Annotated in this window: 14 protein-coding genes and 1 pseudogene; 3 read left to right on the forward strand and 12 right to left on the reverse strand. The window is 61.4% G+C overall.

Annotation, left to right across the window (positions count from 1 at the left end; all coding sequences use genetic code 11):
* Nucleotides 1–119 precede the first annotated feature (119 nt).
* On the forward strand, nt 120–551 hold the full coding sequence (locus N7E02_RS12055; RefSeq protein WP_286582172.1) for an OsmC family protein: 432 nt from the start codon (nt 120–122) through the stop codon (nt 549–551).
* Between the two features lie 263 nt (nt 552–814).
* On the opposite strand, the gene N7E02_RS12060 is transcribed toward N7E02_RS12055, so the two are convergent.
* Nucleotides 815–958 (reverse strand): hypothetical protein, encoded by a 144-nt coding sequence (locus N7E02_RS12060; RefSeq protein ID WP_286582173.1) that lies wholly within the window; start codon nt 956–958, stop codon nt 815–817.
* A 268-nt stretch (nt 959–1,226) separates the two neighbouring features.
* Here N7E02_RS12060 and N7E02_RS12065 point away from each other — a divergent pair, with 268 nt between their 5' ends.
* On the forward strand, nt 1,227–1,691 hold the full coding sequence (locus N7E02_RS12065; RefSeq protein WP_286582175.1) for a pyridoxamine 5'-phosphate oxidase family protein: 465 nt from the start codon (nt 1,227–1,229) through the stop codon (nt 1,689–1,691).
* Nucleotides 1,692–1,831: 140 nt separating this feature from the next.
* Nucleotides 1,832–2,470: a hypothetical protein gene (locus N7E02_RS12070; RefSeq protein ID WP_286583786.1), complete on the forward strand. Its 639-nt coding sequence runs from the start codon at nt 1,832–1,834 to the stop codon at nt 2,468–2,470.
* Between the two features lie 353 nt (nt 2,471–2,823).
* Here the strand turns inward: N7E02_RS12070 and N7E02_RS12075 are convergent, their stop codons facing one another.
* The 11 genes and pseudogenes from N7E02_RS12075 to N7E02_RS12125 all read right to left on the reverse strand — a co-directional run bounded on the left by N7E02_RS12075 (nt 2,824) and on the right by N7E02_RS12125 (nt 12,448).
* A complete protein-coding gene (locus N7E02_RS12075) occupies nt 2,824–3,429 on the reverse strand; it encodes a YbjN domain-containing protein (RefSeq protein WP_286582177.1) in 606 nt (201 codons plus the stop codon).
* Between the two features lie 101 nt (nt 3,430–3,530).
* Nucleotides 3,531–4,589 carry a peptidylprolyl isomerase gene (locus N7E02_RS12080; RefSeq protein ID WP_286582178.1) on the reverse strand — a complete coding sequence of 353 codons (1,059 nt, stop codon included), beginning with the start codon at nt 4,587–4,589 and terminating at the stop codon, nt 3,531–3,533.
* 13 nt (nt 4,590–4,602) lie between these two features.
* Nucleotides 4,603–5,223: a hypothetical protein gene (locus N7E02_RS12085; protein WP_286582180.1), complete on the reverse strand. Its 621-nt coding sequence runs from the start codon at nt 5,221–5,223 to the stop codon at nt 4,603–4,605.
* Nucleotides 5,223–7,150, reverse strand: a pseudogene (locus tag N7E02_RS29660) (putative porin). The gene N7E02_RS12085 and the pseudogene N7E02_RS29660 overlap by 1 nt, the downstream one beginning before the upstream one ends.
* Nucleotides 7,151–7,155: 5 nt before the next feature.
* Nucleotides 7,156–7,644 (reverse strand): TonB C-terminal domain-containing protein, encoded by a 489-nt coding sequence (locus tag N7E02_RS12100; RefSeq protein WP_353622880.1) that lies wholly within the window; start codon nt 7,642–7,644, stop codon nt 7,156–7,158.
* A 357-nt stretch (nt 7,645–8,001) separates the two neighbouring features.
* Entirely contained in the window at nt 8,002–8,172 is a 171-nt protein-coding gene (locus N7E02_RS12105) for a hypothetical protein (RefSeq protein ID WP_286582182.1), read from the reverse strand.
* A gap of 76 nt (nt 8,173–8,248) precedes the next feature.
* A complete protein-coding gene (locus tag N7E02_RS12110) occupies nt 8,249–8,653 on the reverse strand; it encodes an ExbD/TolR family protein (protein WP_286582183.1) in 405 nt (134 codons plus the stop codon).
* A gap of 5 nt (nt 8,654–8,658) precedes the next feature.
* A complete protein-coding gene (locus N7E02_RS12115; protein WP_286582185.1) occupies nt 8,659–9,075 on the reverse strand; it encodes a MotA/TolQ/ExbB proton channel family protein in 417 nt (138 codons plus the stop codon).
* Nucleotides 8,991–10,070 carry a LamG-like jellyroll fold domain-containing protein gene (locus N7E02_RS29665; RefSeq protein WP_353622909.1) on the reverse strand — a complete coding sequence of 360 codons (1,080 nt, stop codon included), beginning with the start codon at nt 10,068–10,070 and terminating at the stop codon, nt 8,991–8,993. Before N7E02_RS29665 ends, N7E02_RS12115 begins: the two co-directional genes overlap by 85 nt.
* The gene (locus N7E02_RS29670) at nt 9,965–10,702 is read right to left on the reverse strand and encodes a DUF2341 domain-containing protein (protein WP_353622910.1); all 738 of its coding nucleotides are present in this window, start codon (nt 10,700–10,702) and stop codon (nt 9,965–9,967) included. Before N7E02_RS29670 ends, N7E02_RS29665 begins: the two co-directional genes overlap by 106 nt.
* A 30-nt stretch (nt 10,703–10,732) precedes the next feature.
* Complete coding sequence (locus N7E02_RS12125; protein ID WP_353622881.1) at nt 10,733–12,448, reverse strand: ShlB/FhaC/HecB family hemolysin secretion/activation protein; 1,716 nt, start codon at nt 12,446–12,448, stop codon at nt 10,733–10,735.
* Between the last annotated feature and the right edge of the window lie 41 nt (nt 12,449–12,489).

Below are 12,489 nucleotides of genomic sequence, written 5' to 3' on the forward strand. Positions count from 1 at the left end.
GAGGTCGAAAAGTTACAGCCGTCGACATGTCCCGGCGCGGAGATTTTGTCGGATCGTCCGGAACGTTGTGCGTCGACGGTCCGTTGGCCCATCGCAACGAAAAGACGAGGAGACACACAATGGCGATCAACAAGAATGGCTCTGCACACTGGGTCGGTGGACTGAAAGACGGCAAGGGGCAGGTCTCGACGGAAAGCGGCGCACTGAAGTCGCAGCCTTATGGCTTCAACACGCGGTTCGAAGGCGTGCCGGGCACTAACCCGGAAGAGCTGATCGGTGCCGCACACGCGGCCTGCTTCACGATGGCGCTCTCCAAGTCGCTTGGAGAGGCTGGCCTGACGGCTGAAAGCCTTGAGACCAAGGCCGTCGTTTCCCTTGATAAGGTCGGCGACGGGTTCGAAATCACGGGTGTCGAGCTGAATCTGCGCGGATCGGTTCCCGGAACGGATGAAGCAACGTTTGTCGGAATTGCCGAGCAGGTAAAATCCGCCTGCCCCGTATCGAAGGCGCTTTCGGCCGTTCCGATCAGCCTAAATGTTGCCTTTGCATAGGACAAAACCGCGGCCGGGGAGCATCCCGGCCGCAAACGCCGCTCAAGGCCGAGGTCTTTTTTTGAGCGTGGGTACTATTGGGGACTTCGCCTAAAAACCGTTTTCCGGAAAAAACGGAGGGCGCTCAACCCATCATGGGGAGCGCCCTCGTCACCCGCGACAGCAAACGCGCGACCATCATGGTCGCTGCAGGCCGTCGTCACTGTGGGTGGTAAGCAATAGATGAGGATGGCGATACGGATATTCAAGACCGGAGCGGCGGCTCAGCGAAACCACTTCTCCGCGGCAGCGAGTAGTTCGCGTTCATCATCGACCCCATCCTGAAACAGCCTGACCAGCAGCATGGCCAGCTCATCGGGATGCGTGTCATGCTCAGGTATCACCTGGGCGAAGACCCTTTCGAGCATTGCCAGGTCCTGAGGACGAAGTGGAACGTCTGCTGGTAATCTTCCGCGCATTCCGCACGCTACGGTCTGCGATCGTCGCTTGCAACTGACACCAAGTCGCAAATCGGGTCCCGACAGAGGAAAGTAGATATAAATCACTCGCGATCGACCACATTTGCGTGAATGTGATCCGTGTAGAGCCATTGAACCGGGTCGCAATCCTCTGCGCTTGGGAGGAACCAAGTCGATCCCGAAAGGTTGGGGGCTGTGTCAGCTCCAGGAGATCCCAATGGCGACGATGGCAATGGAAGAGCTTTCGAAGAAGCTCGGCAAGATCGATTTCTGCATGTTCAACACGAGTGGTCCCGGAAGCATTGTCAGTAGACCAATGAGCAATAACGGCGATGTCGAGTATGACGGCGATTCCTGGTTCTTCTCCTACGAGGACACGAAGAAGGTAGGCGACATCAATCGCAATAATGCTGTCACCTTGACCTTCACCGCACCACCCAGCCTGCTTGGCAAGCCGGGCATTTTCATAGCCGTGGATGGAGAAGCTGACCTGATCCGAGACAAGGCCCAGTTTGAAAAGCATTGGGCCAAGGATCTCGAGCGCTGGTTTCCAGAAGGGATCGATACGCCCGGCCTGATCCTCATCAAGGTGTCGGCGCGCGCGATCGAATATTGGGACGGTGAGGATAACGGACGTATGGAGCTGGCCGCGATAGATGCCGTAGCGGGAGGCGCCGTATAAGTGGCAAAGCGCGCAACCGCGACCACACGTGGTGACGCTCCGGCGAACTGTTGGACAAGTCGCCGGCGGATATGGAGAACTGGTTGCACAATGATCCGCTGAATAGAGTGCCGGGTGCAGTTGCAGTTTCCGGAAGACACATCCATTTACCTGCTCATGAAGAAAAAACGGAAGAAAGCGGTCTGGAACTGATCAGGACTTGGTCGCTGCCCGTGTCGGTAACGCTAGGATCGGCGGTCCGTGCGAAGGGAGTTCTGCAGGAGATCCGAGCCCGACTTCCCTTTGCGTTTCGCAAGGCGCTGGATCTCGAAACTGGTGTCCTGACGCTCGCAATGCCTGAGACATCGAGAGCGATCTTCCGCGCGACATCGGCCTCGATCACCGACATGCTCGGCGAGATGGAGACTCTCCCCGTAATCCCCCGGGAAATCGAGGACATCCTGACGATCACCAGCGGGGAACGACGCCGCTGGCTTGAGGACGGCCGTCTCCCTTCCGCGGGCACACGCACCGTGAAACTTCGCGGACGGGCGCGTCAGATCACCTTCCACGTGTTCGATCCCGCAGTGGTCAAGGATATCCTTGATCAGGGCGCCGTCGACGAATGGCGCGAAGACGATGTTGCGACTGCAGCAGAGAAACGTCGTCAGTCGGCCATGAAGGCAAAACTGACGAGATCTCTTCGCGCGGGTAAGAAAATGCCTGCGCAGAAAAAGACATCGAGCGCGTCGCCGCTACGCGGTTGGGACGATTTCGATTCCGAGGGGTTCCTGAAGTGATATGAGGAAAACGGGGGTGGTTACGAGGCGCCTGGATGTACGGGACTTGTAACATTGCGCCTTGAACCGGCTAGACCTATCGTCGCTTTGACCCGTTTCGAAGTTGCTCGCACGCGTTTGCCAGTGTCGGTCCAGAATAAGGCATGCCTATGAGCCGGAACCCGCATCAGCCTTGCCGGCTCCCCGCCATCGACCGTTTGGCGAGATAAAACATACCCGCTCCGCTCGCGTACCTGAATATATCCTCGATTTGGTGGCACGCGTCGACCAAATCTGTTTCGGCCCGAGAGCACTCCACTCACGGGCATCGCAAGGGCCGCGCCCGCGTGTCGACGCGGCCCTTTCGACCTGCCTCAGCTTTGCTGCGCCTGCACAGGTGGATTGCCTGCCGAACTCGACGTATCGATCTCCGGCGATAGGCGGGAGAGTTCTTCGCGCAGCCAAGGCACCAACTGCTGGATGAGGTTGTCCCATATTTCGAGATTGGCGCGAAGGTGGCTGCGGCTGACGCCGCCGATCATCGAGACGTCAAAGGCAAAGACCAGAAACTGCTGATCGGGCGATGCCTGTTCGAGGAACAACCTGCTGAAGCGACGTGTCCCATTCCAGCGATTGAGGAGATCGAGTGGCAGCGTTCCCCGCACGTTGAAGAATGTCATGAACGCCATGTCTGCATAGCGGCTGGTGAAGTTCGGTGCGAGATTGCCTGGGCGAATGTCGAATGACAGACCGTTGGTGGCGGAACGCAGGTAGGTCAATTTGCCATCGCGAATGATCTCGACCCTGTAGCCACAGCTTTGAACCAGATCGCGGAAGTTTTCGATCGTCGCTTCCGCTACCAGTTCGGACCTCGGCGCTGGCGCTGGTGGCGAGGTAACGGATGGGCGCGGCGCATTTTCGGCTGCGGCTGCAGGCGCCGCATTGGCTTCGGGCGTGGTGGTTATGGTTTCACTAGACATGACGACCTCGACTGGTTGACTAAAAACGTTTCCGGGTACGGCAGCAGCCGGCCCCGCCTGGAATAAAGACATGCGACGACCGGAATGATTTCATCCGGCCACTACTTCCCCGGCTTGGCATCGGTTGGGTCCAGGACCTTTCCGAGCGCCAGTTCATTGATGGCGGGAGGGTTATGCTCGAGAAGCTGCGCGAGATAGGCGCGCTTGAGCTGGTCCGCGCGCTGCGCCCTCAGTTGCTGGACGAGCACCTGGCGAACGCTATCCATGGGCAGCGTCTCGGCAGGCTTTGTCTCCAGCAAGCGGAGAATATGCCAGCCGTCGTCGAGCTGAACCGGCTCGCTCACCTCGTTCGGGCCAAGCCCTGTGACCCGGGACGGTATCTCGGGCCGCACCTGGCTTTCCGCCAGCCAGCCCAGTTCACCGCCTTGCGCGGCAGTCTCCTTCTGATCTGAGGCTTCTGCCGCGATCTTGGCGAAATCGGCGCCGGGCTTGCCGAGCTTGGATTTGATCTCCGCAAGCTTGGCGCTGGCCGCCTTCCTTGTGGCCTCGTCGGTTCCCGATGCTACGAAAATTTGCGCCAGCCTGTACTGGCGTGGCACGAGAAAGGCGGTCTTGTTTGCCTCATAGGCAGAACGAAGCTCGGCCTCGGCAGGATAGGCTTCCGGCGGGCGGGATACGGACTGCAGATAGGTCTCGACGATCGCGGCATCCCTCACCTGCTCGAGCTGAGCCTTGACGGCCGGCTCGTTCTGCCAGTTCTTGCCGTTGGCCTCCTTGAGCACAAGCTGGTTTGCAAGGATCATGCGCAGCGTCTGGCTGAGGAGCGCTGGGTCACGCGCCAGGGCTGACTGCTCTTGGGGTGTCAGACCGCCGAGAAAGGCGCGCACTTCGGAAATGCTGACATCCTTGTCGCCCACCCGCGCAACGACATCATCCACCTCGGCCGCCTCGGCACTCGTCACAGGCAGAAGGTCGCTTGCCTTGGGCATCAGTGTTTGAAACTGCGGACTTGCCTTGATGACCGGAACGGCAGCGACACCGGCGCCGAGCAGGACCAGCCCGAGCGCGGCACCGGAGACATACCGCCGCCGCCGATTACCGGCATTTTTGTCCGCTGGCTTCGCGATATTCTGATGATAATCGCTGGGTGAAGTGCTCATCTTGCTCTCTCACTCACTGTTTCTGTTCGACGGGCTGGACGACCTGGTTGAGGATCTTGTCGCCGTATTCCTGGAGAAGGTTCTGGACCTTGACCCGGCCGATGCCGGTGAAAGGCTCACGCGCCGCGACCTTGTCGCCCGTGGTCACGCCCTCCAGGCGCGTCAGAAGATCACGCCCGACCCTCACCAGCTCCTGGTTCTTGAGGGTACAGGCATTCGTGCTGGCCTTGGCGCTGGCGAGTTGCGTCTCCAGGCGTGCCGTTTCGGCGTCCTTCGTGCGGGCAACGTCGGCTGCCTCCGCATAGGCGTCGCGCCATCTTTCCAGGACCTGGTTACGCTCTTCCAGGCGTGCATTGAACTCGCGCACCGCCGTTCGGTAATCCGCCTCGGATTTCTTGGCCTCGGCCTTCGCCTGCTCGACTTCCACGATGAGCGCGTCCCGAGCGCCGGTCACCTCGGCGATCTGGGCGCGCAGGCCCGTCCGCTCGTCTTCCAGCGCCCGGACCTGCGTCGTCATCGTGCGCAGAGCGTCGCGCAGGCGATCCGCCTCGGACTTTTCCTGGGCGCCGGCGGGAAATGCGCCGAACAGCGTGGCCGCGAGAATGATGATGGCGACCGAGTTCAATCGCGGCATCAGAACCTCCCCGTGACATCGAGCTGGAACGTATCCACCGCATAGGGAGCACCCGCGATGGAATCGGCACTCATCCACTTGGCGGAGGCGGTGACATTCTCGGACAGAGCCAGATCGCCGCCGAGGAAATAGCCTTCGAGATTGGTGCCGCCGAGGCCGAAGTCGCTGTCGGCAAAAGCATCCAGCACGGCATCGGATTGCAGATACTTGTAACCGACATTGACGCTCCACTTGCCGAATGCGTCGAGCTTCTTGTGGCCGACGGTGAGCTTGGTCATCCAGCCAATGTTGCCGCCCTCGTAGGAGCCGGCAGAACCGTCGGCGCCATCCGGTCCGAGGTTGTTGATGGCCTTCTTCCGAACCTCGCTCTTGTCAAAGGCCGAGTTCCAGACGAACTCGCCGTCGAGGGCAACGTGAACCGGATCGAACTGCCCGAGATCCACGCGACCCGAAAGCACGACCGGCCGATATTCGGTGGCGAGGCCGAAATACTGATCGTTCGGATAAGGATCGACGCCATTCCAGCCCGCTGGCGGCATCACGTCGCGCAGATACATGTAGGTATTGCCCTTCTGGGCATAGGAAGGCCTCAGGTGATCCGTATCGCAGGATTCCTGAATGCTGAGATCGCATGGGCTGGAGCGGCGGCCCTCCACGTTGGAGAATTCGAAGATACCGGCACCGAAGGTAACGCCGACATCGGGCCTGGCCTGCCAGTTCATCCCCACCTGTGCGCCGATAAGATACTTGTCCTCGCTGCCGTATTTGACCGGCTCCGTCGTTGCGAAATCGAGGCTGGTATTGAAGATCGGAAACGCGCCGACCGAGACGAAGGGCGTCACACCCGGCGACACCTCGCGGCGTGCCTTGACGGCAATGCCGTCGAAGCCGAGATCTGCATCCCATACGAGATCGGTGGTGGAAAAGAACGGGTTGTCGAACCGTCCGAGGGTCAGAGAAAGCGCATCAGGCGAGGTCTCCGGAACGCGGCTACCGAAATACGGGTTCTTGAGCGGCTCCCATTCCAGATAGGCCCGGTCGAGCCACAGGGCGTATTTGGAAAAATTGCCGCCCGAGCCACCAAGCGTCTGGTTGGTGGATACCGGCGAATTGTCCGAGCCGGTGCCGATCCGCAGACCGGCGGTGAAGCCGTCATAGAGATCGGCTTCCAGCCCAAGGCGCGCACGCAGTCTTGCGCGGTTCCTGTCCTCGGATGTGTTGTAGCTCGGCGCCCAGAACGGGTTCGTGATGTCGTTGACATCATAGGGGAGCCGCTGTTGATGGCATTGAAATTCCAGAGGTTATAGCCGGAATTATAGCCGTTCGGGTGATAAAGCCCCTCGAATCGCCCGCGGACATCGCCGTAGAAGCGAACGCGCGAAGCCCATTCCGGATATTTGCCCGGCGAGGCCCATCCCTCGTCCTTAGCCTGGCTCATGACTTCCTTGCGCAACTCGTCGCGAAGCTCGCGCTTGACGATATCCGGGACATAGGTGACGCGCCGCGAGCCGGATGGTGCAGCGGCCGCGGCAGCGGCGGAGGCCGCCGTCGTCGCCTTGCCCGCAGCATCGGTCGCCTCGCGTGCGGCCTCCCGTGCCACATAGGCCTCGTCCTCAGCCTGCTGGATCAGCGTTTCGCCCTGCTCGCTGCTGATGATACCCTGCTCGACAAGAATGTTCACCAGACCGATGGTCGAATTCGATGTGGCCGGTTTCTCACGGGAAACGGTCGGCCGCTCCTCCTCCTCGCTCTGAGCGAGCGCAGGTGATGATGAAGCCGAGATCATGACGGCAAGCGCAAGAAGCGACGCCGAGGCAAGATTGGCTGATTGGAAATACGCGACACATGAAAATTTAGACATCAGTCTCCAGCCTCTTTTGCTGCTGCTCGAATTTGTTCGGATGGATGTTCCAGGGCTCTTAATCATCGGCCTCACCCCGGCCGTCGTGCGGTGACACGGGCGACGAGGGGCATCGGCATGTCCGATGGAGGCGGCTCTCTTAGCCTTATGCCGGCGAGCGCCTCGCCTCTGATCGCAGCGTCGACTTCGGGATTGCCCGTCGACGAAACGAGCTGGACGCGGGTGACCCGACCGGAACTATCCGCCCAAAGCCGCACCTGTATCTGCATGACGACGCTGCGTGTCTTCGGGTTAGCCCGCAACGCGGCCTCAATCTGCTGCTGCACGATCGACGCATACCAACCCCAACGACTGCCGCCGCCGCCCCCGCCGGAAAATATCCCGCGGCCGCCGGGACGGCCGGCAAGGTTGAAGCTGTCTCCAGGCCCTTCCGCTTCCGCATCAAGGCCAAGCGGCCCCGGAGGTGGCTCATCGGCTTCCGCAGGCGGTGCCTCCTCCGGTTCTTCGGCTTCAGCCTCTTCCTTGACATCGGTCTCGGTGACCTCGGGCTGTTCGATCATCTCCTCTTCCGGCTCGGGCTCAGGCTCTTGCGGCTGCTCCTCTGGCGGTGGCGGAGGTGGCGGAGGAGGAGGTATGACCTGGACGAACTGGAATTCCTGCGCGGGCTTGGTCGGAGGCGCGGCATTGGTTGACATCACCAGGAAAACGCCCCCGGCAATGAGCAGAACTGCGGCGGCACCGGCCGCAAGTGCCGGACCATGACGGCGCAGCAGCCCCGGCGCCTCGGTTTCGTCTTGCCGTTCGATCGTTTCCCACGCCGTGTTTTTTGGAGAAAATCGGTGTCACCCGGCGAAGTCGACTGGCGGTTGGCCGCGCGGTTCATCCGATGTCTCCCGGGGTTGCGGTCAGCTGTTTCGTCATGGCACTGGCTGCCGGTTATTGTCGTCACCCTGGCCGGGGGCACTGCTGACGGTGGCGAGGACGTCGCGGCCTTCGGCGTCGCGCTTCATCTTGCCGTCTGCCAGCAAGGCGAGGAGGACGAAGAGGACGCTCACGGGCAGCAGCACGGTCAGCGCCTTGCCACGCATCACCCCTGCGACAAACGCTGTGACCGCCCGAAGGCGAGGCTGCAGCGAAGGATGTCTTTGGACACGGCCGCCACCATCACTTGACCAGAGCCTTGGTCGCGAGCCCGACCTTGGTGATGCTCAGCCGTCCTAACAGGTCGAGAACGTCCATCACGTTCTGATACTGCGTCTGAGCGTCGCCGCGCAGGACGACCGGAAAATCCGGGCTTATCGCTTTCTGCTGGATGAGAAGCTGCTCGAGCTCGGCCAGCGAGACGGGCATCGTGTCGAGGAAGATGCGGCCGTCGTTTCCGACCGTGATCGCCTTCGTCGTCTGTTCGGCAAGGCTTGGTGCAGAGGATGCACGCGGCAGGTTCACCTTCATGCCCTGCACGGTCGCCGTGGTCATCACGATGAAGATGATCAGCAGCACATAGGCAAGATCGAGCATCGGGGTGACATTGATATCGTCATAGGGCTTGTTGTCGGCCTGGAGCTGCATCGTGCTTACTCCGCCGCCATGCGATGAACCGCCGGACCCGGCCGTTCGCTGCTGTAGACTTCCGCCATCTTCGTCGTGAATTCGTCGACGAAGACCTGCATGTCGCTGGTCAGGTCCCTGATGCGCAGGGTCAGCCAGTTGTAGCCGAACAGGGCCGGGATCGCGACCGCGAGACCCGCCACTGTGGCCACGAGAGCGCCGGCCACGCCAGGCGCGATCGCATTGATGTTGACGTCACCAGACATGGCGATCGCCGCGAATGTGATCATGACCCCGATAACCGTACCGAGGAGACCGAGGAACGGTCCGCCCGAGACCGATATGGTCAGGATGACCATCAGACGGTTGAGCGCCTGGAGTTCGCGGACCAGTCCGGCATCGAGAGCTGCGCGGATCGCCGCAATCGCCTCGGCGTGGAGCACATGCGACCCGCCCGTCGCATCATCGGGAAAGCGGCGGCGAATTTCCTGGGCGCCGATCTGATAGATGCGATAATGCGACGAGTATCGGCGGATTCGGCTTTGCGTCTTGTCCGCCTTGCGGCGTCCACGCCCTCTTCGGCCGCGGTCCCGGCATCCGCCAGTTCCGTCAGGTCACGATCAAGGGCCCTGAAAGCCGGCAGGAATGCGTCATTGGCGCGTTTCTGTTTCTTGAGATAGCCGTGCTTCTCCACCATCACGACCCAGCTGGCGAGAGCCATGATCATCAGGATGCCGATGACCACCCAGCCGTCGAGCGTGACGGCACGGATCAGCACGCCGAAATGGCCCGATAGCCAGCTTGCGGTCTCCTCATCGACACTGAAGGCGATGAGCTTGGAGGCTTCCAGTCCCTGGCTGACCGCAGCCATTCGGACAAAGCCCGCACTGCGCGCGATCTTGGAGATCGAATGCTCGTCGATTTCTCCGACGAAGCCTGGACGGGCCGATACGGCCTGCACGGGTGCAGCGACAGGCGGTGCCGCTGCTGGGGGAGTAACGGCGGAGCCCGCCGGATCGGAAGCGGATGTCCCTTCGGCGCCGGGCGTGGTTGCCACACCGGCATCCGGAGCGGGCGCTACGGGTGCAGGCGGAGCAGGCTGCGCCGCCGGCGCCGTATCTCCTCCGAGAAACGCGACGGCGTTGAGCGCCGGCAGCGATGTGTTCAATGTCGAATAGGCGGCCCCGTCGAGATAGAGCGTCACCAGCCCTGGCGTTGCGACCATGGCAAGGTGGTGCCAGCCGCCCGGCGCGACCGGCGCACCATTCGTCGTGCGCTGGCTTGCGCCATTGACTGTCACCTCGACGAAGGGCGAACCGTCATCAAGGCCGATCACCAGCGCGTTGCGTCCTTCCCGGCGGCTGTAGATTGCCGAATTGCGCTGCAGGTTGGCGGGCCTGATCCAGGCAGACCAGGTGAGAGCGCTGTTTTCCGCGATTGCGAGCGAAGGAGATGCCGGCAGGGTGAGCGGCGTCTGGCCGTCGAGACGCAGGCCCGTGCCGATGATGGCGCCTTCGGCCGCCTGCCCCGCGCTTTGGGCATTGTTCTTCCATGCGGATACGTCGATGGCGGGCGTGCCGCGTTCGGCGAAATGGTAGACGAGCTGCGTGCTGCCGTCATAGGTTGCCGAGGGATCTGAGGGGCCGGCGCCTTTTCGTTGCCGTAATACATCCACAGGTTCATCGTGGCACCGGGCTGGATATCCGGCACGGACACCCAGACCAGCGCCTCTCCGAGAAGCAGAATCGTAATGCTCGACGTGATGCTCCAGCGGCGTCTTGTCGTCTCCGGCGACGAAACGCAGATCACTGCCATCCGGCTTGGCGGCCTCGAAGCGGAAATTGCCCGAATGCAGCCGCACGAGAAGCGGCGAGGTGCCGATCGGGTCGGTAACGTTCGCTCCCGTCGCGCTCGTGTCGAGGGTAAGCTGCTTGCGCAGGGACCATTCCTCGTTCCACCATGCCAGTGCATTGGAAGATAGCGAAAGGGTAGCAATCGCCATGGTGAAGCCGAAAGCCGCGATCTTGCCACGTAGCGAGCGGCGCGCGTCGGATCGTCGCGAAGGACCATGCCCCGCAAGATGGCCGGTTTGAGAGGTCATCAGAATTCTCCGGTAAATTTGAAAAGGAAGCGGGGGTCGTTGCGATCCGTATCGCCCTGCGTGATCAAGGGTACGGCGAGCGCGACCGCCCCGTTGAGGTGGTCGAAGAACTTGAAGTTCGTTCCCACCCCGTAGCTGGCGAGGTTGGATGTCGAATCCTGATCCGCGAGAGGGTCGTCTATGCTGGTGAAGCCGGCGTCGATGAAGCCGAACACCCGCCATTCATTGACGACCGTGAAGGGCGCGTCGGATTGCGCATGGGCCTGGGCAACACGTTCCTGAAGCCAGCCGCCGAAGTCAGGGCTGCGAAATTCGAAGGTCGCAGACAGGCCGGAATCGCCGATTGCTTCGGATTCGTAATAGCCTCGAACGGTGTCCAGGCCGCCGATGCTGAATTGCTCGCTCGAGACAAGCGGCCCCGACGCCAGCTGACCGCGAACCTGGCCGAACAGCTGGAGTTCTTTCACGATGTCGCGGGTGTGGGAGATGTCCGCATTGACATGGAAGAAGTTGGCGTTGGCGTTGTACCGCTTGTCGCTGAACTCGTTGAAGCCGCTGCCCAGTCCTCTGAGGCTTCCGGTCAGGGCGGCGCTGAACTGCGTAAGCGCATCTTCTTGTTGCCAGGTTGCGTCGTAGCTGGCCGTAAGAGGATAGTAGGTGACCGGCGTGTCGAACGCGTCTTCACCGAGCCGGACGGTCTGCCCGAAATGCTTGTAGTCCATCCCGACCGACAGGGAATGGAAATAGTTTTCGCGCGACGGCAGCGTCATGATGGCACGGATGCCGAGCACTTCGCCCGGACCAACGACATTCATGCCGCCGACGGTCGCCAGGTCGCTCGATGAATCGACGCCGTAAACAAGCACGCTTGTCCAATCCGTCAGGCGCGCCAGATAGGATGCCGAGAAAACTGTGGCATCATCGGGTCTCTCCGGCGCCACCTGGAATCCGAGGCTGACGGAATGACCCAATTGCCAGAGATTGTCGTAGCGCACGTTCGCATTGAGCCGGGTCATCGTCGTATTCGGCGACTGGCGATTGTTGAGCTCAAGGCTTCCGTGAAAGGGCAGCTTGTCTTCGACATTGAGATCGACGTCGACCGTGCCGGGCGTAACCCCGGCCCGCAGAGCCGGCGTGACCCGCCGATCCGACATCTGGTTCAGCGCGACGAGATCCGCGGTAACCTTGTTGAAATTCGGCAATTCGCCTTCTTTCAGCGAGGGCGCGCCCTTCTTGATCTTGTCGGTGTCGAAATAGCGCGCATTGGTGACGCGAAGGCGCCCGACCGTGCCTTCGGTGACGCTGAGGACCACGAGACCCTCACCGACGTTCTGCGGCGGAATGGCAACGTTAACCGTCTGGTAACCAAGATCGTGATAGGCCTTCTCCAGTGCCACACGCGCCTTCTCGACATCCTCGGCGTTTCTGTTCGGGCCGAGGAAGGGATAGATCGCTTCTTCGAGCGTGATCTGCGGCAGCCGTTCCGCGCCATCGACGCGAAACTCGTCGATATCGAATTTCGATGGCGTCGCGGCCGGCGCCGGAGCAGATGCAGCAGGATCGGCGGTTTCAGCCGGTGCAGGCTCTGGTGATTGTGCCGAGGCCGGGGACGTGAGAGCCAGCACGCCTGCCACCAATGCGACGAGCGGTGCGCGCTTCGACAGGTCCGGCCGTGGACTTTCCGCAGCCACCCTACTGGTTTCCAAAATCGCCAAGAACACTCTCCGTCCACAAACGCACTGATGCCTCGGACGCG

The sequence above is a fragment of the Terrirhizobium terrae genome, assembly GCF_030323265.1.
Lineage (GTDB): Bacteria > Pseudomonadota > Alphaproteobacteria > Rhizobiales > Rhizobiaceae > Neorhizobium.